General features: G+C 33.7%; 24 protein-coding genes and 1 pseudogene. 19 read left to right on the top strand and 6 right to left on the bottom strand.

Features of this window, described 5'->3' with window-relative positions; all coding sequences use genetic code 11:
• The first annotated feature begins 272 nt into the window (after window positions 1–272).
• Together LZ480_RS12780 and LZ480_RS12775 are read left to right on the top strand one after the other, a co-directional pair.
• Window positions 273–872, top strand: coding sequence for a rhomboid family intramembrane serine protease (locus LZ480_RS12780; RefSeq protein ID WP_241369829.1), 600 nt, complete (start codon window positions 273–275; stop codon window positions 870–872).
• Window positions 873–1,192: 320 nt separating this feature from the next.
• On the top strand, window positions 1,193–1,801 hold the full coding sequence (locus LZ480_RS12775; RefSeq protein ID WP_241369828.1) for a CPBP family intramembrane glutamic endopeptidase: 609 nt from the start codon (window positions 1,193–1,195) through the stop codon (window positions 1,799–1,801).
• A 331-nt stretch (window positions 1,802–2,132) separates the two neighbouring features.
• On the opposite strand, the gene LZ480_RS12770 is transcribed toward LZ480_RS12775, so the two are convergent.
• Entirely contained in the window at window positions 2,133–2,807 is a 675-nt protein-coding gene (locus tag LZ480_RS12770) for a serine/threonine protein kinase (RefSeq protein WP_241369827.1), read from the bottom strand.
• Between the two features lie 158 nt (window positions 2,808–2,965).
• Window positions 2,966–3,520 carry a TVP38/TMEM64 family protein gene (locus LZ480_RS12765; RefSeq protein ID WP_241369826.1) on the bottom strand — a complete coding sequence of 185 codons (555 nt, stop codon included), beginning with the start codon at window positions 3,518–3,520 and terminating at the stop codon, window positions 2,966–2,968.
• Between the two features lie 480 nt (window positions 3,521–4,000).
• Between LZ480_RS12765 and LZ480_RS12760 the strand changes: the two genes are divergently transcribed.
• Window positions 4,001–4,774, top strand: coding sequence for an alpha/beta fold hydrolase (locus LZ480_RS12760; protein WP_241369825.1), 774 nt, complete (start codon window positions 4,001–4,003; stop codon window positions 4,772–4,774).
• 246 nt (window positions 4,775–5,020) lie between these two features.
• Here LZ480_RS12760 and LZ480_RS12755 read toward each other — a convergent pair whose 3' ends face one another.
• A complete protein-coding gene (locus LZ480_RS12755) occupies window positions 5,021–5,872 on the bottom strand; it encodes a hypothetical protein (protein ID WP_241369824.1) in 852 nt (283 codons plus the stop codon).
• 76 nt (window positions 5,873–5,948) lie between these two features.
• Window positions 5,949–6,419 (bottom strand): DinB family protein, encoded by a 471-nt coding sequence (locus tag LZ480_RS12750; RefSeq protein WP_241369823.1) that lies wholly within the window; start codon window positions 6,417–6,419, stop codon window positions 5,949–5,951.
• A 66-nt stretch (window positions 6,420–6,485) separates the two neighbouring features.
• Between LZ480_RS12750 and LZ480_RS12745 the strand changes: the two are divergent.
• Window positions 6,486–6,641, top strand: a pseudogene (locus LZ480_RS12745) (HAD hydrolase family protein); the annotation flags it as partial.
• 443 nt (window positions 6,642–7,084) lie between these two features.
• Window positions 7,085–7,402 (top strand): RNHCP domain-containing protein, encoded by a 318-nt coding sequence (locus LZ480_RS12740; protein ID WP_241369821.1) that lies wholly within the window; start codon window positions 7,085–7,087, stop codon window positions 7,400–7,402.
• Between the two features lie 187 nt (window positions 7,403–7,589).
• Here LZ480_RS12740 and LZ480_RS12735 read toward each other — a convergent pair whose 3' ends face one another.
• Window positions 7,590–8,024: a DUF4275 family protein gene (locus tag LZ480_RS12735; RefSeq protein WP_241369819.1), complete on the bottom strand. Its 435-nt coding sequence runs from the start codon at window positions 8,022–8,024 to the stop codon at window positions 7,590–7,592.
• A 161-nt stretch (window positions 8,025–8,185) separates the two neighbouring features.
• Here LZ480_RS12735 and LZ480_RS12730 point away from each other — a divergent pair, with 161 nt between their 5' ends.
• The 8 genes from LZ480_RS12730 (at window position 8,186) to LZ480_RS12695 (ending at window position 15,254) form a co-directional block, all read left to right on the top strand.
• A complete protein-coding gene (locus LZ480_RS12730) occupies window positions 8,186–8,323 on the top strand; it encodes a hypothetical protein (RefSeq protein WP_241369818.1) in 138 nt (45 codons plus the stop codon).
• Window positions 8,324–8,978: 655 nt separating this feature from the next.
• Window positions 8,979–9,605 carry a TrkA C-terminal domain-containing protein gene (locus tag LZ480_RS12725; RefSeq protein WP_241369817.1) on the top strand — a complete coding sequence of 209 codons (627 nt, stop codon included), beginning with the start codon at window positions 8,979–8,981 and terminating at the stop codon, window positions 9,603–9,605.
• Between the two features lie 297 nt (window positions 9,606–9,902).
• Window positions 9,903–11,099, top strand: coding sequence for a quaternary amine ABC transporter ATP-binding protein (locus tag LZ480_RS12720; protein ID WP_241369816.1), 1,197 nt, complete (start codon window positions 9,903–9,905; stop codon window positions 11,097–11,099).
• Window positions 11,092–11,946, top strand: coding sequence for an ABC transporter permease (locus LZ480_RS12715; protein ID WP_241369815.1), 855 nt, complete (start codon window positions 11,092–11,094; stop codon window positions 11,944–11,946). The genes LZ480_RS12720 and LZ480_RS12715 overlap by 8 nt, the downstream gene beginning before the upstream one ends.
• 16 nt (window positions 11,947–11,962) lie before the next feature.
• Window positions 11,963–12,817, top strand: coding sequence for a glycine betaine ABC transporter substrate-binding protein (locus LZ480_RS12710; protein ID WP_241369814.1), 855 nt, complete (start codon window positions 11,963–11,965; stop codon window positions 12,815–12,817).
• Between the two features lie 180 nt (window positions 12,818–12,997).
• Entirely contained in the window at window positions 12,998–13,735 is a 738-nt protein-coding gene (locus LZ480_RS12705; RefSeq protein ID WP_241369813.1) for a methionine ABC transporter ATP-binding protein, read from the top strand.
• Window positions 13,736–14,398 carry a methionine ABC transporter permease gene (locus LZ480_RS12700; RefSeq protein WP_241369812.1) on the top strand — a complete coding sequence of 221 codons (663 nt, stop codon included), beginning with the start codon at window positions 13,736–13,738 and terminating at the stop codon, window positions 14,396–14,398.
• A gap of 10 nt (window positions 14,399–14,408) precedes the next feature.
• The gene (locus LZ480_RS12695) at window positions 14,409–15,254 is read left to right on the top strand and encodes a MetQ/NlpA family ABC transporter substrate-binding protein (protein ID WP_241369811.1); all 846 of its coding nucleotides are present in this window, start codon (window positions 14,409–14,411) and stop codon (window positions 15,252–15,254) included.
• 122 nt (window positions 15,255–15,376) lie between these two features.
• Here the strand turns inward: LZ480_RS12695 and LZ480_RS12690 are convergent, their stop codons facing one another.
• The gene (locus LZ480_RS12690) at window positions 15,377–16,012 is read right to left on the bottom strand and encodes an NAD(P)-dependent oxidoreductase (protein ID WP_241369810.1); all 636 of its coding nucleotides are present in this window, start codon (window positions 16,010–16,012) and stop codon (window positions 15,377–15,379) included.
• 157 nt (window positions 16,013–16,169) lie between these two features.
• Here LZ480_RS12690 and LZ480_RS12685 point away from each other — a divergent pair, with 157 nt between their 5' ends.
• From LZ480_RS12685 to LZ480_RS12660, 6 genes are all read left to right on the top strand, one after another.
• Window positions 16,170–16,616: an Rrf2 family transcriptional regulator gene (locus LZ480_RS12685; RefSeq protein WP_241369809.1), complete on the top strand. Its 447-nt coding sequence runs from the start codon at window positions 16,170–16,172 to the stop codon at window positions 16,614–16,616.
• A gap of 86 nt (window positions 16,617–16,702) precedes the next feature.
• Entirely contained in the window at window positions 16,703–17,632 is a 930-nt protein-coding gene (gene epsC, locus LZ480_RS12680) for a serine O-acetyltransferase EpsC (RefSeq protein ID WP_241369808.1), read from the top strand.
• Between the two features lie 350 nt (window positions 17,633–17,982).
• Entirely contained in the window at window positions 17,983–18,543 is a 561-nt protein-coding gene (locus tag LZ480_RS12675) for an AAA family ATPase (RefSeq protein ID WP_241369807.1), read from the top strand.
• Between the two features lie 488 nt (window positions 18,544–19,031).
• Window positions 19,032–19,649 (top strand): hypothetical protein, encoded by a 618-nt coding sequence (locus tag LZ480_RS12670; RefSeq protein ID WP_241369806.1) that lies wholly within the window; start codon window positions 19,032–19,034, stop codon window positions 19,647–19,649.
• Between the two features lie 297 nt (window positions 19,650–19,946).
• Window positions 19,947–20,396: a GNAT family N-acetyltransferase gene (locus LZ480_RS12665; protein WP_241369805.1), complete on the top strand. Its 450-nt coding sequence runs from the start codon at window positions 19,947–19,949 to the stop codon at window positions 20,394–20,396.
• A 717-nt stretch (window positions 20,397–21,113) separates the two neighbouring features.
• A complete protein-coding gene (locus LZ480_RS12660) occupies window positions 21,114–22,202 on the top strand; it encodes a P-loop NTPase fold protein (RefSeq protein WP_241369804.1) in 1,089 nt (362 codons plus the stop codon).
• Window positions 22,203–22,250 lie beyond the last annotated feature (48 nt).

The raw sequence follows: 22,250 nt of genomic DNA, 5'->3' as shown, positions 1-22,250 counted from the left end.
ATCGAGTATTAAACAAGCCAGCTAATAGAAGCTGGCCGTTATTCCAGAAAATGGCGCGATTCTTGAAAAAGAAATGTGCCTTCTTTAGTTAAAGGGCCATTTTATTGAATATCTTTATTTTATGAAGGTTACCAAACGACGCTTTGGGGCCATTTTTTGTTTATTCCTATAATTAAAAAAGGAAAAATATTCTATAATAGAGAGGTGAATAGCGAATAGATTATTTTCTCTTAATTAATGTAGCAAAATAGTCTATAAAAGGGGAAGTGAAAATGAATAACATTAAACAATTACCGAAATTCACTTGTATTTTAATTTTATTATACGTATGGATATTTCTGTTAGATTTGGTGATTTTTAAAGGTGAACTTTGGGAAATTGGCAGTGGCAAAAGTTTTGATAGTATGGAATTTAACAACTGGTATAGGCTAATTACAGGTTCTTTTTTTCATCACAGTGTATTACATTTATTAGGTAATTCATTAGCTCTTTATTTTGTTGGAATGATTTTAGAAAATAAGATTGGTAGTTGGACTTTCTTATTTATTTACTTTTTAGGAACCGTAGGGACGAGTATCATTTATTCGCTAATATTTTCTTATACAGGTGGTAACGGTGCATCACCTGGAATATATGCACTTATTGCCTGTATTGTAATTTTATTTTTACATAATCGAAGCTTCATTAAATTGCAATTCGGTAATTGGCCAGTGAATTATACTTTTTATTATTTTATTTTAGCGAATCTTGTAGGTATGGATGGTTTAATTGTACATATTATTGGATTTGGGATAGGCTCAATTTTTACCCTTCTATTCTTGTATAAGCAAAAAATAAAGAATAGATTTTCCATACATTTACATACAAAATAACGCTCCCAAATAAAACATAGGGAACGTTCAATCCAGCAGCTAAGATTTTCAACCAGTCTTAGCTGCTTTTTATTTCATTAGGTTACCAAACGACGCTTTGGGAAAATTATTTATTCAACTTCCATGAAAGGAACCATCCTCACTTTCATTTTCTGTGGTGCAGCACTGTTGTATCGCTACATGGATGGTTAATGGTGTATTTTGTCAATTTCAAATAATTTATTTACAAAAATATGAAACTTTAAATTATTCCAAACGTATCAAAGTAATAAGTTTATTGAAGTTGTGAATGTAGAAATGATTAGAAAGGTGGGTGAAAAATGATAATTAATTTGTTAATTAGTGCAATTTTTCAAGTATTGCTTTTTTCGATAATTCCATTCGTTTGGTGGCTGGTTACTGCTAGAAAAGAAACTAGACTTTTAACTTGGTTAGGAATTAAAAAAATAAAAATCAGAAACTATCAAACTTATATGGCTTCATTTTTACTCGTTATGATTATTTTAGTAATACCTGCTTATATAGCAGTTATTTTATTTATGGATGATTCGGCAATGGCAACCTCACAGTTTTCAGGTAAAGGGCTTTCAGCATTTATTCCAGCTCTAATCTATGCCTTTTTGCAAACTGGACTATCAGAAGAAATATTTTTCCGTGGTTTTCTAACTAAAAGATTAATTTTTAAATTCGGTTTTCAACTCGGTAATTCTATACAAGGTTTTCTATTTGGATTAATGCATGGTGCAATTTTTATGATGCTACTTAATCCAATACAACTAATAATTATTATACTAATTACTGGAGTCGGAGGATATTTGCTTGGCTGGATAAATGAGAAACAATCAAACGGGTCAATTATTTCAAGCTGGCTAATACATGGGATTGTTAATACTATCTCTTCAACATGGGCTTTATTTAATTTGATGTGATGATACATTTAAGAAGGACAATTTAACTAACAGGTGCTTTAGTGAAACAAGGATTTATAACGTATACATAAATAAATCTAATAACGTTCCCAAATGCATCTGCTTAGTTTCCTTTTTATTTTTTGTAAAGTAGAAAACAAAATTTCTGAAAGGTCAATATATTGAAGTGACTATTTCTAGTCATCTTAATTTGTTAATCCTATATTAGGACTAAAAAGGAGACAATTAAAAGTTTGATCAGACATAAAAAGGCACGAAATACACTCATATCAACGTTTCATGTCTTATTTTATGAGTATTGGCTATACAACAAAAATCCTCGTTCGTTCAACTATTTTATATACAGCAGCTTTATAATAGTTTTTGTAAACTCTTCATATGAAAAAGAATTTTTTCTTCGCTGATAATACCATTTTTGAATTGTTGCAACTATCCAGTATGGTACAGAATTTCCATCTATTAAATGATAGTATTGCTCATATCCTTTTTTTAAATGTTCCCATCGAAAATCATTACCTGGGACTGTGTACTCAGAGACATCAATTATTTTTACTTTTCCATTTTGAAGTATAATGTTTTTTAAATGGATATCACGTGGGTTAAGACCTTTACTCCGAATATACGCTCTTGCCTCCTCCACTTCATTTACCACCCGCTCTGGAATGTGTATGCCTTGTAGAACACAGTCATAGAGAGTTTTTCCTTCTTCGTAACTTAATACCAGATACTCGTCATATGAAGCAAAACAAGTTGGAAAGAAAGGGGAATCACCTAATTGTTTATAAGCATTTGCTTCATTTTTTACCTTGTCTAATTTGTCCTGGGCATATACTTTAAATGCATAAGCGGGAGCAGTAAGTGATTGAAAAACGGCTGCATCTGTCCCTACACCTATACATTTCAAATTTGCAGCGTCACCACTTATCGTTACAGGAGCGTTATTTGGGTTTGAGTAAACTTTTATATTTGAAAGAGAGCCTATATCTTTTTCCCATTCATTACTCACATCATCTATCCTTTCATAATTGAAATTGTGAGATAGGGTGGTTTTTAGTGTGGTATGAACATTGACTAGGCAAAATAGCTCGAAACAGGGGGGCGTTGTGTTAATTTTTCCTATTGAATAATAACGTTTTACAAGCTAAAACACTTGTAAAGTTTTAATTAACGGCTCCATTTATGTTTTAATTTTTTTCCAAGTAAAAATAAAGCGAATAAGTATAGTGCAATAATTAACACAGTGTCCCAGTTACCTGCTGCCATTTGATGACCTACAAGTGAAAAAGCTAAGATGGTTGGTAGTTTACCGAGAAAAGTTGCCGCAATAAAGGCAACGAAACTCACATTCGATATACCAGCAATTAAATTAATACCTGCAGAAGGCAAAATCGGAATAATCCTGCCAAGTAAAACCGCTAAAAAACCATGTGTTTCGATTAACTCAAAGTATTTCGTCAAATATTGTCGCTTGGTTAAATATTTCAGTGCCACACGTCGTAACAATCTTTTACTTAGTAAATATAACAGGAGCGATCCGATCATTGTACCAAGCATATTAATGAGTAATCCTGGTAGGAAATCATGATTACTGGCAATAAAGGCAGCCAGTACGGGAATGGGGGCAAATGGAATCATAGAAACCAATACCATTATTAAAAATTGATAAAGCCATGCAAAGGGTTTTTCATTTTGTACGAAATCTAAAAATAGATGTTCCATATTTTATCCTTTAAATTCTTGTAGTTAATAGTATATTGATTTGGTTATTAAAAAAATAAAACCTAGCTTTTAAGCATTGATTCAAACGAAAAGCTCTTTTAATTGACCCTAATGAGACGAATACTTTATTAAAAAAGATGCATGCACCGCCATTTAATATTCCTATTTAGAGGTGAGAAAACAATTTAAATGGTTGGCGTCTTAATAATTTTCGCGACTTTTAGATCGAGACATTGTAGGAATTGTAGTGTTATTGAAAGCCTTTCTTGTATTTTTATAGCAACTAACTAAGAAAGTCTAATATTGAAAATAGAATGATTTTTTAGATAGTACTGTATAATGCGTATCCTTATTGGTTAAAGAGGGCCGTTTTTCTTGTATTTAGGTAAGAAAGTTGTAAATATATGATATTCACGAAACCATCACGTGCTACTTTTCGTATTGATAATAGACGTTATATAATCAAAGGATGAGTAGAAGTTGTTACATTATAAAATTTATAGTCAACAGCACAAAGAGTGGGTTGTATTAGTCCATGGAGCTGGTGGAAGCTCAACGATTTGGTATAAGCAAATTCGTGCATACCGCAAGCATTTCAATGTGTTGGTAGTTGATTTACGAGGTCATGGTGCTTGTGAAATAGAGAATAGTCCCACAAAATATACACTTGATTTAGTAAGTCAAGATATTCTAGGAGTGTTAGATTCATTAGATATTGAGAAGGCTCATTTTGTTGGGATTTCACTAGGGACCATGTTAATTCGTCAATTAGCCGAATCGAACCCAGAGAGATTTCATACAATGGTCCTTGCTGGTGCAGTAATACGTATTACACCCAAGCTCCACTTTTTACTTGGCTTAGCCAATCTATTTAAAAAAATAATCCCGTTTATGTGGTTATATAAATTATTTGCTTGGATTTTGATGCCCAAAAAAACGCATAAATCTTCACGCAATCTCTTTATTCAAGAGGCGAAAAAAATAAAACATCGAGAATTTTTACGCTGGCTTACATTAACGGGTGGTATCGCCAAACATTTAGTGAAAATCAATGAAAAAGATACAAAAATCACATCACTATATATTATGGGGGATGAAGATTACGTATTTTTAGAACCAGTGAAGCGATTAGTGAAGAAACATTCATCAAGTCAATTAGTCATATTAAAAAATTGTGGGCATGTTTGTAATGTGGATCAAGCAGCACAATTTAACGAAGTATCGATGCAATTTTTAGCAAATGCATTGGACTAATAAGCAGTTAAAACCGTGCAACGAATGGAAGGTTTTTTATAAAAACTTTTCTCCTTTTTCACTATGTATTCAAAATATCACCGATTGTAACATAGCGAGATATTTATTTTTCTTACCTACACAATAAAACGAGCTATCCAATTGAATTTGGAACAGCTCGTTTTCAGTATATGTTATTCAATCAAACCTTAACAATAAATTATTAATGTAACCTTTGAAACACAAAGAATCATATTGATATGGATTTTACTCATTATTGTTTGCAAATTCATTTAATAAACCATTCATTTGTTCTTTAAAATTTGGTTGAAGCCAAAATAATATAGTGTCCCCGATGCCGATTTGTTCAACCAACTCTTGAACGACTTCATAACCAATATAGTAAGCTAAACGGGCATAACCAAAAAGCCCTCCTCCATTAATTGAAAACCATTCTTTAAAAATTTCTTGTGAAGACAGCTGCTCTAAATCCTGTTGAAATGAAGCAATAATATTTGCTTTATTCATACGAGCATAATTTAGCCATACTTCATCCCTCTCAAATGCGAAATAAATATCCTTAGATGCATCAACAACTTGTGTAGATAAATACGTTGCGATTCCTTCTTGTATAAGCCATGTATATGGGTTATTCCAATCAATTTGGCCAATCTTCACACCATTCCGAAGTGTTACAATATGGTGCACAGCATGGCCGAATTCATGAGCAATTAACGCACGAATACCGGTTTCTAAAGCTGGCATTCGCTCTACACAAAATGCTACTTCAGGATTCATAGAATGCGTCGTATAAGCATTTGAGCCACCTAATCCTACAAATATACGTACAGCTTCTGTAAAAGTGATATCGAACATTTTTTCATAGTTGGCTGTAATTTCACTTATGTTCATTAAAATTCGTTCTTTTACAAAGTTCATGTCTTCAAGTTTATGTGGATGCTGCTGTAAAGCATTGCATAGCTTTTCTTCTTTATTTTTACAATGAAATCGAAAATAAAATTCAAATGTTTCTCGGTGTTTTTGGAAATAGGTCTCATAATATTCAGGCGTTGCTTCGTATTTTTCTAAAAAAGGTGTAACGTAATCGATTATTTTCAATGCAGCTTCCCCCTAAGAGATTGTAAACAGAATATACTTTAAAAAAATTAACTTAAAAGTTCAATTATCAATGTGACTAATCATAATTTCTTATAATTAAATCCGAAGAAATCGGTTTGAGCTGCAGTTCTCTAGCCCAAATAGATAATTGCCCTATGTGATGAACTTCGTGAGTAATCATATGCGCTAATATCTTTTTTTGAGTAAAGTGTAAAATAGTACCATCACGACGTTTTACTTCTATTATTCTATTTTCATTTTCTGAAGTTAATTGTTCAATAAAGTACTTAGTATGCGATTTTACAAAGGCAGAGTATGCCCTTATATCTTTCAATTGATTAATTGAATTCCGTGTTTCACAAAATATGGTTTTTTCAACCATTGAATTTAACCAAAGTAATTCACAATCTATTATATGTATGAGTGTTTCCTTTATACTTTTCATACCACCTATGCGGTCTTTATGAAATTCTTCTTCAGATATTGATTGACACCAATTTAACCAATCTTCACGTACTTGCCAATTATATTGAAATAAAGATAACATTGTGCAACTCCTTCTGTTTGAATATTATTAATAGTAAGAAAATTATAGCTTAACGTAGACTTATATGGAACATTGAATCATATTTTTGACGTAGATGGAACCAATTCACGAAGTACAAAACAAGCGATTAACAGTTTGTTAGACAACGGATTTCATGTGGTTGCAGCAACTGGCAGACCCTCATCAATATGTGATGAAATTGCTGAATTAGGGATTGAATAAATTTAATTTTTTAGCTCATTCAATCCATATATTTATAAGAATATTTAATGAAAAATAGAAAAATATTCCTTTTCAAAAGAAATGATTTATAATTGTTATTGGAAATAAGAATGGAATGGAGTGTTTTTTTGTACCAACTGAATAAAATTAAACGTGTCTTCTAGGGGACGAATGCCGATGTCAGTGATTAGAGGAGAACACATACTAGTGGAAGGTGGAGCAGTCTGTCTTACAGTGGTTGATACAAATACACAAAGTCAATCGTGGTCCGGATCAAAAGATGAAAGATGCTTTTGTGAAGCAGGAACTAGAAGTAATCGTTTTGCAAAACAGAACGGTGAATTTGTCACTAGCCTTTAAAAGCCTGAAACTATCTAATTAGTTAGGAAAGTCAAACGGAACCCTTTCTTCAGATGAAATCATTCATCTTGGAGGAAGATACGTTGAGTAGAAAAACTGAAAATACCGCATTTCAATGTGAAAACTGTCATGAATTTGTAGAACCATTAACAAATGGGAGCTTTAGAAATCACTGTCCTCAGTGTTTATTTTCAAAGCATTTGGATCAGAAACCTGGTGATCGTTTAAGTGATTGTAAAGGCTTAATGAAACCGATACAACTTGATTATTCTGGGAAGAAAGGATATCAAATTGTACACGAATGTATTACTTGTGGGAAAATACAGCGTAATAAAATCGCAGTAGATTCAGCACAGGAAGACAATGTTTTAACATTTATGACATCAATCGCACACTATTAAATTATTTCCGCCCCCTTTATCTTTCATGTTAAAAGGGGCAATTTTAATTATGGAGAAATATTTTTTCTTCTAACGTTTTGTAACCGCAGCAAGGGCAGGTGTAAAGTTTATTATTCATTCGGTCAATTACTCCTCACAAAAATGTAGTTGAACAATTGTTAATAAGTTTTTTTATGTAAATCGACTATCAGCTATCTACTTTACTAAAATATGGACCAATATAACTTTCATGTGTCACAACGTATGTCCATGTGAAATTCTCATCTACAACATAGACATCATCCTCATTTGCAAAATGAGCTGCTTTTAATGTAGATGCATGTTCTACCATTAAAATGTCAGCTGAATGCTGATAAAAAATGTAGCATTTCGATTTTTTTAAGGCGTTAAACGCGTCACTTGCAGCAGTTTGAAGGAGGTAAGGTCTTTTTTCATAGCTAAATACATGCCACAAATAACCACAAGTATAACGGTCCCCATATAGATACATTTTTTCTTTTTCACTTTGTTTTAAATGACTCACAAAAGCTTCTTCCCAGCGCTTTCGAAAATAGATGCCCCAATATGGAATGTTCTTAAATTTTATATTTTTGCTTTGAAGCTGTTCGATTAAATAGTTCATTTGCTACACCAATCCTTTAATGAATATAATACTATTATGGATGTTAAAGGATATTTTTACTAGTAACAATCGACATTAATGGATGTCGGTACACGAAAAATCGTCGGCTTGGGCTATGGCGAATCATATGGAAACGACATTGATTGAAGAAGCGTTGAAGTATGCATCGAAAAGGGACACCAAGCGATAATGTGTGTATTGAAGCCTTCCGTTCTACGATTTTAAAAGAGCTGATTCACCGTCAGACAATCGTGACCTTTCAAGAAGGTAAAAAGCTGGTGGAAAACTATATTGTGTAGTTTTATAACGAACGAAGTAGGTATTCGAGTTTAGGTAATGAAGAAGAAGGTTATGTTATGAACGTAAATAACACCCATACAATTTATATAATGACAGAGAAAGACAGAGAAAACAGCTTAAAGAAATACTTAATAAATAAAATTTGTATGCGAATACATAATTTAATAAAATAACGCTCCCAAATAAATGTTTGGGGACACAACAAAATAATTAAAACGTTGTCATATTAATGTTTTGATTGGTTTTTTTGTTTCATTTATATACAGTCTTTATGCAAAGGAATTAGAACATAGCTACATTAAGGCTTATTAAGATTTTGCTGAAAAAGCTGTAGATATGCTATCTGAATAAAAACGTGCATATATAGACAATTTATTATTAATGTAAATCTGCATTTATTAATTATTACCACTTTAATTAACAAGTGCTTTAATGTATTCATTGATTTTCCCCATTCAGCACTATTTGCTTCGCCTCTTTAATCTTTGTAACTAGTTCTTCACTATTCAGCCTAGCTGTAATAAATTCTTCCAGTAAGTTTTCCGCAAAATCCTCATCTGAGTTTTCATTTTTCTGCAATAGTAAATAATATAAGATAGCGTTTTTAAATTTCCATAGTACAATAAATGTTATGAAGAAAGGGAGTTAGTTTACATGGAAAAAAAGCTACCAGTGAAACAACCTAAATATCAATTAATTGCAGAGGATATAGCAGGGAAAATTGTCGAAGGTAAATATGAAGTAGGCGAAAAAATTTATGCGCGTTCATCGATTGCTACACAATATGGCGTATCGGCTGAAACCGCTCGCCGTGCCATTGCAGTTTTACAAGATCTAAATATTGTAGAGGCAACAAAGGGGAGTGGAGTAATCATTCAATCCTATGAACGAGCGGTGGAATTTGTACATCGTTTAAAAGATGTTAAAAGCGTGCGCATTTTACAAAATGAGCTTGAGAATAGTATTGAAAGACAGAAAAAAGAGCTTGAAGACATCCAATCTACACTTTTTGAATTCATTAATCGCACGAATCGCCTACAATCGATTAACCCGTTTATTCCATTTCAAATAGAAGTCACAAGTCATTGTTTATTTTTGAATAAAAATATTGGAGAACTTCTTTTTTGGCAACAAACTGGTGCTACAATTATTGCTATAAAGAAAGAAACAGAGCTTGTATTATCACCTGGACCTTATGCAATATTACAAGCAGGAGATGTGCTATATTTTATTGGCAATGAGCAAAGTTATTCAGTAGTACAACAATTTTTAAATAGTTAGTTTAATTTCCTTCAGTAGGTGCTTGAACACCCATTGAAAGAAATTAAAGCCTCCTGCGTATGTCATGTATTCGGAAAGGAGTTCTATGCGCGAGCGTAAAGCCGAATCCAGACACAATTACACCGAAGCGTAATTCATCTTTCAATCACCCTATCACAAATAGGGTGATTTTTTTTGTAATATTTGTCATTCGTTTGACAAAGTAACAACTTGTGTGCAACAATTAAGTGGTTGGAAGTAACAACCTCTAACTTGAGAACAGTTGTTACTTTAAATATATTATGGGAAGTGAGAGCGATGGCAAAAATAGAAATTAGCAATGTCACCAAAATTTTTGGTAAGAACAATGCGCAGGCATTAAAACTGGTGCATGAAAACTTTTCAAAAGAGGAAATTTTAAAGAAAACAGGATCCACAGTAGGGGTTTATAATGCAAACCTTGAAATAGAAGAAGGCGAAATATTCGTCATAATGGGGCTCTCTGGTAGTGGGAAATCCACATTAATTCGATTACTGAATCGATTAATTGAGCCGACATCGGGTGAAATTCGAATTGATGGCAAAGTAATTACAAACTTAAAAAAGAAGGATTTACAAGAAGTTCGTCGACAAAAAATGAGTATGGTCTTTCAAAATTTTGCATTGTTCCCACATCGTACGATTATAGAAAATGCAGAATACGGTTTGGAAATAAGAGGGGTTCCAAAGGCAGAACGAAGATTGAAAGCAGAAAAAGCTTTACAAAATGCAGGTCTATTAGCATACAAAGACCAATTCCCGCGCCAATTATCTGGTGGGATGCAGCAACGTGTCGGATTGGCACGAGCACTAGCAAATGATACTGAAATCATTTTAATGGATGAAGCTTTTTCTGCGCTCGATCCGCTTATTCGTAAAGAAATGCAAGACGAATTATTAGATTTACAAGTAAACTTACAAAAAACTATTGTATTTATTACACATGATTTGAATGAAGCGTTACGTATTGGTGATCGCATAGCCATTATGAAAGATGGTCATATTGTTCAAGTTGGAACGGGTGAAGAAATTTTAACGAATCCATCCAATGATTATGTTCAAACATTTTTAGAGGATGTTGATCGCTCAAAAGTATTAACTGCTGAAAATGCGATGATTCGTCCAGTGACGATTAATATCGAGCATGACGGACCAAAAGTTGCACTACAACGAATGCGTGAAGAAGAGGTTAGTGTCTTGTTAGCTATTGATAAACACCGCAATTTCCTTGGGTATATCACAGCGGAGGATGCTGTTGCGTTAGTGAAAAGTGGAGATAAAAATTTACAACCGATTTTGCGTCAGGATATGCCGAGAGTTACGCCGGATACCGTATTACAAGATATTTTATCAACCATTTCTGATTCTCCAACACCAATCGCAGTCGTATTAGACAATAAATTAAAAGGGGTATTAATTCGAGGGGTAATTTTACAATCACTTGCCTCATCAGATGGAGGTGAGCGAAATGAATAGTTGGTTAGATGTGATTCCCAAGTTAGATGTTGCCAATCAAGTTGAAAAATTAATGGATATTATTACAGATACTTTTTCCGGATTATTTAAATTTGTTCAAGATACCGGTGAAGATATAATGCTTGGTACAACCGATTTATTAGTCGCGATACCACCAATACTTTTCATTGTTCTTGTTGCTATCATTTCCTTTTTTGCAACAGGAAGAAAATTTGGCTTGGCTTTGTTCTCGCTACTTGGATTGTTATTCATTAATAACCAAGGTTTATGGGAGCAATTAATGAATACATTTACACTTGTAATTTTTTCTAGTCTACTCGCCATTATCATCGGGATTCCAACTGGGATTCTTATGTCAAAGAATACTACGTTTGAGCAAATTGTTAAACCTATATTAGACTTTATGCAAACGATGCCTGGATTTGTTTATTTAATTCCAGCAGTTGCCTTTTTCGGAATTGGTGTTGTTCCTGGTGTTTTTGCATCGGTCATTTTTGCTTTACCACCAACAGTTCGTTTTACAAATTTAGGTATACGACAAGTACCGAAAGATTTAATCGAAGCATCTGATTCCTATGGAAGTACCGCTACTCAAAAGCTTTTTAAAGTAGAAGTACCATTGGCTAAATCAACAATTATGGCGGGGATTAACCAAACGGTATTATTATCACTTTCAATGGTAGTAATCGCTTCAATGATTGGTGCACCTGGGTTAGGGAGAGAAGTATTATCTGCCCTACAACGCGCACAAGTCGGCAATGGCTTTGTTGCCGGAATTAGCTTAGTAATTTTTGCGATTATTGTTGACCGATTAACACAAAGTATAAACAAAAATAACGAACAATAATTAGGGGGGAATTCACATGATAAAGAGTAAATGGATGTTAGGATCTGTTGCAATGGCAGCTACATTATTATTAAGTGCCTGTGGAGGAGAGGATTCGTCTGAAAGTTTAGGGGAAATTAACTTAGCTTATGTTGAATGGGATACAGAAGTGGCTTCAACACATGTAGTTGCCCACGTGTTAGAAGATATGGGATATGATGTTACGTTAACACCGCTTGATAATGCAATAATGTGGGAAGCTGTTTCAAAGGGCGAAGCAGATGCGATGGTAGCAGGATGGTTGCCAGCGACTCATGCAGCACAGCTTGAAAAATATGGTGCTGACCTAGAAGATTTAGGTGCGAACTTGGAAGGCGCAAAAATTGGTTTAGTTGTACCTTCTTATATGGACGTTAATTCAATTGAAGATCTTTCAGATGAAGCGAAAAAAACAATCACAGGAATTGAACCAGGTGCAGGTATTATGAGTGCATCAGAAAACGCTTTAAAAGAGTATAGCAATTTAGAAGGCTGGACATTACAATCTGCTTCATCTGGTGCCATGACTGTTGCATTGGATCAAGCGATTAAAAATAACGAAGAAATTATTGTTACAGGCTGGAGTCCACACTGGAAATTTGCCTCTTATGATTTGAAATATTTAGAAGACCCTAAAGGTATTTATGGTGGAGCAGAAAATATCCATACATTTGCTCATAAAGGGCTAGCAGAAGACCATGCAGAAGCGTATAAAGTATTAGATGCGTTTTCTTGGACAGTAGAAGATATGGAAGAGGTTATGCTTGATATTCAAGATGGCACAAGCCCAAAAGAAGCTGCTGAAAAATGGGTAAAAGATAATAGTGAGCTAGTTGAAAGTTGGAAAAAGTAATAGTGTTGAAAAGTGTTGGTAATTTATTTTTTGCCAACGCTTTTTTTGTTGTTTTTTTAAAATAGCACAAATTTATTATTTTAACGAATAAAAATGTTCAAAACATCTTTCAAGTAATTATTAAATGAAGTATACTAAAAAACATTGTGACAGCTTTTTGAACAAGTAGGAGGCATATCAATGATTAAACTCTGCAATGTTAGTAAACAATATGACCATTTTAATGCTGTCCGTAACATTTCCCTTACAGTTAATAGAGGTGAAATTTTTGGCTTAATAGGTCCTAGTGGTGCAGGCAAGTCGACGATTTTACGAATAATGAATTTGCTTGAAGTGCCGACAAGTGGTGATGTAGTTGTTGCCGATCAAAATTTAACGACCAGCACGCAAAAACAGCTGCGCAATGTACGTAAATCCATTGGAATGATTTTTCAACATTTTAATTTGCTTGCAAACAAAACTGTTTATGAAAATGTCGAAATTGCATTAGAGTTGGCGGATTTCAGAAAAAATGAACGAAAAGCGCGTATTGAAGAATGCTTAAGGTTTGTAGGTTTAGAATCGATGGCTAGTAAATTTCCCGCGCAGCTAAGTGGTGGGCAAAAACAACGTGTGGCAATCGCACGTGCATTAGCGACAAAACCAAATGTCTTATTATGCGATGAACCAACATCTTCGCTCGATCCAACAACAACGGCAGAAATTTTGGCTGTACTAGAATCGATTAATAAAACATTAGGTGTAACCATCGTAATTGTAAGTCACGAAATGGAAGTTATTAAAAGCATTTGCCAGCGGGTATGTGTGTTAGCTGATGGTGAAGTGTATGAAACGGTATCTATTGTGCCAACAGGAGTGATGAAAATTGATCCTAATCCACAAACATTCGTGCGTGAATTGACGAAGGAGGGCCACTAAATGCCAGAGGTGCTCGTACAATATCAAGCAGAAATTATGACTTCGATTATCCAAACTGCTATTATGGTTGGGGTGTCGATTTTAGCTGCTATTTTAGTCGGTCTTCCTGTAGGAACATTATTATTTTTAACGAGTAAAGGCCGAATCCTTGAAAATAAAGCATTATATAATTCGTTTAATTTGGTTGTCAATATTATTCGTTCATTCCCGTTTTTATTATTAGTTGTATTTTTAATTCCATTTACGCGTCTTATAGTTGGTTCGGCAATCGGAACAGCTGCAGCATGTGTACCGCTTGCGATAATTGCCATTGCACATTATGCTCGTTTAGTAGAGCAATCATTGTTAGAAGTGCCTAGAGGCGTAATAGAAGCAGCCATTTCAATGGGGGCTACCGTAAAAGCGATTATTTTTAAATTTCTCTATGTTGAAGCGCGTTCAGGGCTTGTGCTTGGGTTGACGACTTCAACAATTAGTTTTATTTCATATTCAACAATTATGGGTGTCGTTGGTGGCGGTGGTATCGGGGATTTTGCCATTCGATACGGCTATCAGCAATTTAAAACGGATCTAATGATGTATATGATCATCATTATGATAATTTTTGTACAGTTCATTCAAATTATTGGAACAACTGTTGCAAGAAAAATAGATAAACGTTAGGGGTAGAAACATGAAAAAACTAGTTATGCTTTTTGCCATGCTGTCAGTATTCCTTTTAGCTGCATGTGGCAACGATGATGCAAAGCAAAACAACAGCACACAAGAAGAAAAACCATCATCTGATGCAACAACAGAACGTACAACTTTAAAGGTGGCATCTTTAATCCCACCAATGACCAATATTTTAGAAATTGCGAAACCGATTTTAGCTGAGCAAAACATTGATTTAGAAATTGTTATTCTCGGTGACAATGTGCAGCCAAACTCAGCATTAGCTGCTGGTGAAGTTGACGCCAATTTATTCCAACACAAACCGTTTATGACGGAATTCAATAAAGCAAACGGTTCAAAATTAACTGCTATTCAGCCAATTTACTACCCGAACTTCAGCATTTACTCAAAGAATTATAAAAATTGGGACGAGTTACCTGTAGGTGCAACATTAGCAATTGCAAATGATGCCTCAAATATCGATCGTACTTTACAATTATTAGTGCAAAATAAAGTGCTTACTTTAGGTGAAAAACAAGATACCTATTACACATTAAAAGACATCACAGATAATCCAAAAAATCTACAATTCAAAGAAGTAGACTTATTAATGTTAGCCCGTATGTATGACGAAGCGGATATTGTAGCAATGTATCCAGCATATGCTGCGCCACTTGGTTTAACTCCAAGCGAAGATGCGTTACTACAAGAGCTACCAGGAAATGATTTTGCAATTCAACTCGTAACGCGTGAAGATAATCAAAATGATGAAGCAATTCAAAAGCTAAAAGAAGCAGTTACGAGTGAAGAAGTTCGTAAGTTTTTAGAAGAAAATTATAAAGATACATCGATCCCAGCATTTTAATAATTAATTGTCAAAAGTGTGTTCCGAAGTATATTTTCGGACGCACTTTTTCGTATTTATTTCGAATGCCAATATAAAAGCACCGAGTCATTATAAAAGAAACTTGGTGCTTTTTATAATTTCTATTTTTCGCCAACAACTGTAAAGCGTTGGTTAATATGCGTTGCTTGTTCGATTTCGTCTACAATGGCTAGTGCAAAATCTGCATAGCTAATATAGCTTTCACCTTGTGAGTTTACAAGAAGATGGTCTCCTCCGATTGTATAAGTACCTGTTTTTGCCCCTTCGAAATCAAAAAATGCAGACGGGCTGACGAATGTCCATGTAATGTCCTTTGTTTGTTGTAGCTCCATAAGATTACGCGCTTGTCCCTTTGCTGTTGGTTTAAAAATCTCTGGAAATTCTGGTGTGTCTATTAATTGTAGGGATTTAGCATCATCAACATATAAGCTACCAGCTCCACCAACGACAATAATACGTGTATCTGTACCTGTAGCAGCTTTAATTAATGCATGACCAGCATCTACATGAGCTTGTTCTTCGCCAATAGCCGCACCGAAAGCATTGACTACAACATCAAAAGGTGCTATATCCTTGGAAGTTATTTGAAAAATATCCTTTTCAATAACAGAGACATTTGCTTTTGTGAATTTTTCCTGATTTCGAACAATCGCTGTTACATCATGTCCTCGTTGAATTGCTTCCTCTAAAATATAATGACCTGCCTTACCATTTGCACCAATAATACCTACTTCCATGAATAAAACCTCCAAATATGATAAAATATATATTGTAACCAATTCGGTTACCTGTAACTATAATAGTTACAACTGTGATTATTGTCAAATCTAAAGGTTTTTTTGTTAAAATAATATAGATATATTAATGAAAGTTTAAAGAAAGAAGGAGTAGGCCATGTCAATTAGTAGTCGCTTTTCTGTTGCGATTCACATATTAACGTTATTAGAAGTCAATAAAGAAGGGACAAATACATCTGAATTCATTGCAGGGAGCGTGAAAACAAATCCTGTAGTCGTTCGAAAAATTATGGGAATGTTAAAAAAGGCGGAGCTGATTCAGGTGCAACCAGGTATTGCTGGAGCAAAGTTAGCAAAAGAACACGCAAAAATTACACTATTTGATGTATATAAGGCCGTAAATGTTGTTGAAGAAAATGAATTATTCAGTCTACATGAGTATCCGAACCCTGATTGTCCAGTGGGGAGAAATATTGAACAGGCGATAGCGCCAATATTTATAACAGCACAGCATGCGCTTGAAAAAGTACTTCTACATGTTACGTTGCAAGATATAGTGCACAGTGTTCAAGAGAAGGAATCAATTGAGCAAAAAATGAAATAAAGATTTCTTTCTAAACAGCACCAGGTATAATGAGTTCATAGGTATTTATTATGTATATTTTGAGATTGTAAAGGAGTATCAAATACATGAAAATGGAAGATTGGTTAAACAAAGAAACTGTAAAAATTGCTAGCGAATTAATGGCATATAATGAGCAGCATGTAGAAATAGAAAAATCGATTGGCTTTGTTGGTCGTGATAAAGTACATGTCATATTACAAAGCTTTCATGAGGTTTTATTCCCAGCGATGTATGATCAAGGTAATTCTGATAAAGTGCGTACACAAGTCGTTGTGAATGATAAATTGCGTCAGGCTTCTTTAGATTTACGTGATATTATTGAAAAAGTATTGATCTATCAAAATGTAGATAATTGTAATGGGCAATGCCGTGAAAGTGCGGATACTGTTGTCATGGAGCTAGTGAATCGTTTTCCAAAAATTCGTGAAATGATTCAATCAGATATTGAAGCTGCATACAATGGAGATCCAGCCGCGACTTCGACAGAAGAAATATTATTAAGCTATCCTTCGATTCGCGCGGTGTTTATTCACCGTATTGCGCATGAGCTGTATCGATTAAAAGTGACGATTGTGCCACGTATTATGTCTGAATATGCACATCAGCTAACAGGAATTGATATTCATCCAGGTGCGTCAATTGGCCGTTCGTTCTTCATTGACCATGGTACAGGTGTTGTAGTAGGGGAAACGTGTACGATTGGCGATAATGTGAAAATTTATCAAGGTGTTACGCTGGGGGCACTTAGCTTCCCGCTAGACGAGTCCGGCAATCCGATTAAAGGCATTAAACGTCACCCAAATATTGAAGACAATGTTGTGATTTATGCAGGGGCGACGATTTTAGGTGGTAAAACAACAATTGGTCATGATACAGTGCTAGGGAGTAATATTTGGTTAACGCATACCGTACCGCCTTATTCACGTGTCTATAATTCACAGCCATCACCAAATATTAGCGTGAGTAAAGAGTATGTTCCTGATTATGAAATTTAATTGAGCAGGCAATCAAAGTGCTTTCTGGGTGCTTTGGTTGTTTTTTTGTGTAATTTCGAAATTTAGTAAGTAATCTCGTTTCAATTGGTCTTAAGCCTATTTACCTGAGTGGTAGAGGGCTTTTTTCGAAATTGTTTATTCTATTTACTGGATATTTATTTTAGTGTCGGCTTGAAGGTTGTGAAAAAATTACTTAAACAAGCGCAGCAGGTTAGTGGAAAAAGGTTTTTTACTTTTGAAAGAGAATTAATAAAATAAATAGCTTTTGCAATAGAGTTAAAGGGGCAGGATTGCCTAATAAGCACAATTGAATTGCAGAAGTTATTTAATATTTTCTTAGGAGGGAGTTTATGAAATTTGTTCATATATTTGGACCACAAGCGGTTGGTAAAATGACAGTAGGGCAGGAGCTAGCAAAAATAACAGATTTGAAACTTTTTCATAACCATATGACGATTGATTTAGTTAATCATTTTTTTGATTACAGTACAAAAGAAGGGAAAAGATTAGTAAATTTGTTTCGTCAGGAGATTTTTGAAGAGGTTTCAAAGAGTGATCTGTATGGAATGGTCTTTACATATGTCTGGATGTTTAATCAGGAGTCGGATTGGGATTATGTTAAGCGACTCTCCCAGCTTTTCGAGTCCAGGGGAGGCACTGTTTACTATGTAGAATTAGAGGCTGACTTAGAAGAGAGACTTGAGCGAAATAAAACACCAAATAGGCTTGAACACAAGCCTAAAAAAAGAGATATTGAATGGTCTGAGAATGACTTAAAAAGCACAATGGAGAAACATAGATTAAATTCTTTAGAGGGTGAAGTCACATTCCAAAACTATATCAAGATTAACAATACAAACTTAAGTGCTGAAGAAGTAGCCAAGATAGTTAAGGAAAAATTTCATTTATAGGGAAGTAAGTGATGTATATATAAGTTTGGTATATCCCAATGTTTTTTTTTGCTAAGTATACTGCTAATTAATCTGTTATTTTGGTTATTCTCCGTGTTATTTGAACTACTTAATATGATTCCTACTTTTTTAAATTGTTTAAATGAGACTGGCATCCTTTTTAGGGTTAATTCAAAAGTTCGACTAACGATTACATATAGTTTGTGAATAATTGTACTTAAACTAACGGGATGCTTTACTTGAAGAATTATTGAACTAACGAGGCAGTTTAGTGGAAGAGTACTGGTTGATCTTTGTACAACAATCGGGCCATATAGTAAATAAGGCATATAGAGGTAAAGGGGTAAAATAGTTCAGTAATTTACCCACCTGAATATAAATATAAAAGGGTAAATCGGATTTTTTTACGAATAAACTTTCTTATACTAAGGTAAGTTGATATGCGGTTGCAATGAACAAATACTTAAGTTAAAAGGAGGTTTTTATTTGTGACTCAAACATCAAGTACTATTCCTAAATCCGCAGTACACGGAACGGCATCTGGTGTATTTTTCATGGCGTTTTTCGGTACTCTGTGGGCGTACACAGGAATTATGGGAGTGCAAGGCTGGGGAGTTCCATTGTTGTTAGTTGTTATTGTTATCATCGGTATAGCTCTGTTCTTCGGGGGTGTTTCATTATTAAGTGCATCGCGAGATTTAACGGAACAAGTTTCAAAAACAGATTTAAGTCGTGGGAAGCGTATTAGGTTTTGGTTTAACATTATTTTCGCGGCAGAGGGTTTGGCCATAGCAATTACGATTGGTGTCTGTAACGCAACTCGTCACACTGAACTTATACCTGTCTTAATAGCTATTATTGTTGGTGTTCATTTTATCCCATTGGCCCCTCTGTTTCAAGTTAGACTCTATTATTTTACAGGTGCACTCCTTTGTTTACTTGCTATAATTACATTACTGTTTGTGCCTGTGAAGGTCACACTAGGGGAACATCAAATAAATGCATTTATGTCTGTGGTAGGCTTTGGCTCTGCCCTGATCTTGTGGGGAACTGGTCTGGCAATATGGTTAATGGGTAGAAGATTGCTAGGTATCGTCCCGAAATAAATAACTTAAAAAGTGAGATAGTACTTTACAGCGAAAAAATATGCCCCTACACATTAAGGGATTAGATTTTGTTGGTAAAAAGGATTGTGATTATTTTCACTTAAACTAACGGGGGCGTTGATTGAAGAAGGATTAACGCTCTTTTTTAACTTTTAATGTACTTACACACCAGGTTATTGAAGGTGGATAGGAAGAAACTTTTTAAAAGCTAAAATACCTGCAATAGGTAGTATTCATCGAATATAGAACAAGAAAACAACATATAAAGCAGTAAACAAAACTTGGGGAGGTATTGTAGTGAACCAACACAAAATGAAAATTACTCAGTATAACTCCAAATACGCTGAACAAACAGTGGATATGTGGCGAGATAGTAAGGAACAGGCTATTGGTCAAAAAGAAATTCACAGTTTTGAAAATCACGTTTACTTTTTAGATCATATATTACCTGAACAGTTTCAAATAGATTTAGCGTTAATTGATGAAAAGGTAGTTGGAGTGATTGCATATAATGAACGGGAAATAAGCCAACTATATATTCATGTAGATTATCAAGGAATCGGAATAGGTCAAAAATTACTAGATAAAGTTAAAGCACAATCAAGTGGAAGATTAACATTGTACACATTTGAAGTAAATGAAAATGCACAACGATTTTATGAAAAACATGGATTTGAAGTTATAGGTAGAGGTCATGAAAATGAAGAAAAATTACCTGATATTCAATATGAATGGATATTCCAATAAATGATGTAATCAGTTATTTTAGTGATAAAAAAGTTAGAGTTATTTTTCAACTGCTGGGGGCGTTGATCCAAGAAGGATAAAGTAACTAAATCAACCTAGTTAAACTCAGTGAATCTTGAATGATTAAGTCTAATTTATCAAGACTTTAAACAATTCTAAAAACAACTGTGTTAAATAAAATTAACTCAAGAAAATAATTATGTGAGCAAATGTGTGAGCATTTTGGAGAGCAAGTGATCTGCTTCAAATAACTCAAAGTGAAATATATTTTATTGTCGTAACATTTAAAAAGGGTAACCTACAATAATTACCGCTTTATTCATAAGGCACTTGGTCACATCATTTGGACGTGGATTCGACTCCCGCCGTCTCCATATACCGAAATCATATGATTTCATACAGTGTTGTAATTTTAAGTATATCTTTGCCGCATTGGCAGAGATATACTTAATTTTATTTTAGGCAAGATTATACTTAAAAAGAAAGCCTATAATCAAATCGTGACGTAAAGTATAAATTTTCCAAATGGAAAGCTTATGCTTTATTTTTTTACGGAAATTTTATGTTTGATTATTAGAAAAAATCCTATATAAATGTATTTTATTCTATAAACTTATAAAGGTGATATAGCCTATTAATTAAAATTATCGCTCCCATAGAGATTTTATTGTAGAGTGATGAATTTTTTATTGGATATTTATGTTAATGTTAATATGAATGTATTTAGATTTAAATAAAACAGACTATGCTTTGCAAATAAATGGTGAATGGGGCATTGGGAAAACCCATTTTGTTTTAAATGAGGTAAAGCAATATATTGAGAGTAAAGAACTCAATCTTGATAAGGAGAAGCAACAGGAAGAGAGTGAAGAAAATTATTATAAATTTATATACATATCCTTAAATGGTTTAAAGAATGTCGATGAAATAGGAGAAAAAATACTTTTATCAAATTACAGTAAATTAGAGACTGGGTTTGCGATTACAAAATCCATATTTAAACTTGCATCGTTAATCCCTGGGGCAGCACCTATTACTGAAGTTGGTCAAAATATTCAAACTGAAATCCAAAGTAAAGGATTTAAAAAACTTGATTTAAAAAAGATGGTTTTATGCTTCGATGATTTAGAGAGGATTGACCCTTCGGTTAATATTGAAGAGGTGCTTGGGTATATTAATACCAACTTTGTGGAACATGAAAATTTAAAAACTATTTTTGTGTCTAATCAAGACAAGCTTGTTAAGGGAGACACCTTTAATTTGATAAAGGAGAAAGTAATAGGTAGAACATTAACATTTAATAGACCTATTACTAATATTTTGGGAAGATATTTAGCCGATATTTATAAAGGTGATTACCTCAAATATCTGAATAGCGAAATTTCGTTTATTAAGAAAACTATGGATGTATCTGGAATTGTTAATTTAAGAACGCTTAGGTTCGCATTAGACAACTTTAGTAGTATTTTTAATTCTTTAGATAACACCTTTTTCCAACAAAATGTGTGGTTACAAAAAAATCAAAAAGTCGTGCTTCGAAACCTATTCGTTTTTAATGTAATTATTTCAAATGAACATAAAGAGGGTAAAATTAAAGATATAGATACCCTGAAAAAACTTGAATTTGATAGTTTTAGTTTACTTTTTTTTAATTCAAGAGATAAAGAGAAGCAACAAAATGGTGTTGAGTTGAATGAAGAATATGAAAATAGTTTTATTAAAAAGTATTTTAAAGAAGAATTTGGTTACTCAATTCTAAAGGAATTCTACAAATACTATAATACTATCCTAGTGTTGGTTTGCTAATCATTGATGGCATAATAAATCAGGAAGAATTGAAAAAAGAAATAAATA

Origin of the sequence: Solibacillus palustris, from assembly GCF_022549215.1 — a bacterium.
GTDB classification, from domain to species: Bacteria; Bacillota; Bacilli; order Bacillales_A; family Planococcaceae; genus Solibacillus; species Solibacillus daqui.
Note: the sequence above shows the minus strand (reverse complement) of the source record. Positions and strands in the feature narration are given on the sequence as shown.

Bases quoted from the DNA above. Each gene is read 5' to 3' on its own strand.
- LZ480_RS12690 (WP_241369810.1), bottom strand. From the start codon at position 16,012: ATGGAAGTAGGTATTATTGGTGCAAATGGTAAGGCAGGTCATTATATT.
- LZ480_RS12735 (WP_241369819.1), bottom strand. From the start codon at position 8,024: ATGAACTATTTAATCGAACAGCTTCAAAGCAAAAATATAAAATTTAAG.
- LZ480_RS12775 (WP_241369828.1), top strand. From the start codon at position 1,193: ATGATAATTAATTTGTTAATTAGTGCAATTTTTCAAGTATTGCTTTTT.
- LZ480_RS12700 (WP_241369812.1), top strand. From the start codon at position 13,736: ATGCCAGAGGTGCTCGTACAATATCAAGCAGAAATTATGACTTCGATT.
- LZ480_RS12780 (WP_241369829.1), top strand. From the start codon at position 273: ATGAATAACATTAAACAATTACCGAAATTCACTTGTATTTTAATTTTA.
- LZ480_RS12660 (WP_241369804.1), top strand. From the start codon at position 21,114: ATGTATTTAGATTTAAATAAAACAGACTATGCTTTGCAAATAAATGGT.
- LZ480_RS12720 (WP_241369816.1), top strand. From the start codon at position 9,903: ATGGCAAAAATAGAAATTAGCAATGTCACCAAAATTTTTGGTAAGAAC.
- LZ480_RS12710 (WP_241369814.1), top strand. From the start codon at position 11,963: ATGATAAAGAGTAAATGGATGTTAGGATCTGTTGCAATGGCAGCTACA.
- LZ480_RS12675 (WP_241369807.1), top strand. From the start codon at position 17,983: ATGAAATTTGTTCATATATTTGGACCACAAGCGGTTGGTAAAATGACA.
- LZ480_RS12725 (WP_241369817.1), top strand. From the start codon at position 8,979: ATGGAAAAAAAGCTACCAGTGAAACAACCTAAATATCAATTAATTGCA.
- LZ480_RS12705 (WP_241369813.1), top strand. From the start codon at position 12,998: ATGATTAAACTCTGCAATGTTAGTAAACAATATGACCATTTTAATGCT.
- epsC (WP_241369808.1), top strand. From the start codon at position 16,703: ATGAAAATGGAAGATTGGTTAAACAAAGAAACTGTAAAAATTGCTAGC.
- LZ480_RS12685 (WP_241369809.1), top strand. From the start codon at position 16,170: ATGTCAATTAGTAGTCGCTTTTCTGTTGCGATTCACATATTAACGTTA.
- LZ480_RS12730 (WP_241369818.1), top strand. From the start codon at position 8,186: ATGCATCGAAAAGGGACACCAAGCGATAATGTGTGTATTGAAGCCTTC.
- LZ480_RS12750 (WP_241369823.1), bottom strand. From the start codon at position 6,419: ATGTTATCTTTATTTCAATATAATTGGCAAGTACGTGAAGATTGGTTA.
- LZ480_RS12765 (WP_241369826.1), bottom strand. From the start codon at position 3,520: ATGGAACATCTATTTTTAGATTTCGTACAAAATGAAAAACCCTTTGCA.
- LZ480_RS12715 (WP_241369815.1), top strand. From the start codon at position 11,092: ATGAATAGTTGGTTAGATGTGATTCCCAAGTTAGATGTTGCCAATCAA.
- LZ480_RS12695 (WP_241369811.1), top strand. From the start codon at position 14,409: ATGAAAAAACTAGTTATGCTTTTTGCCATGCTGTCAGTATTCCTTTTA.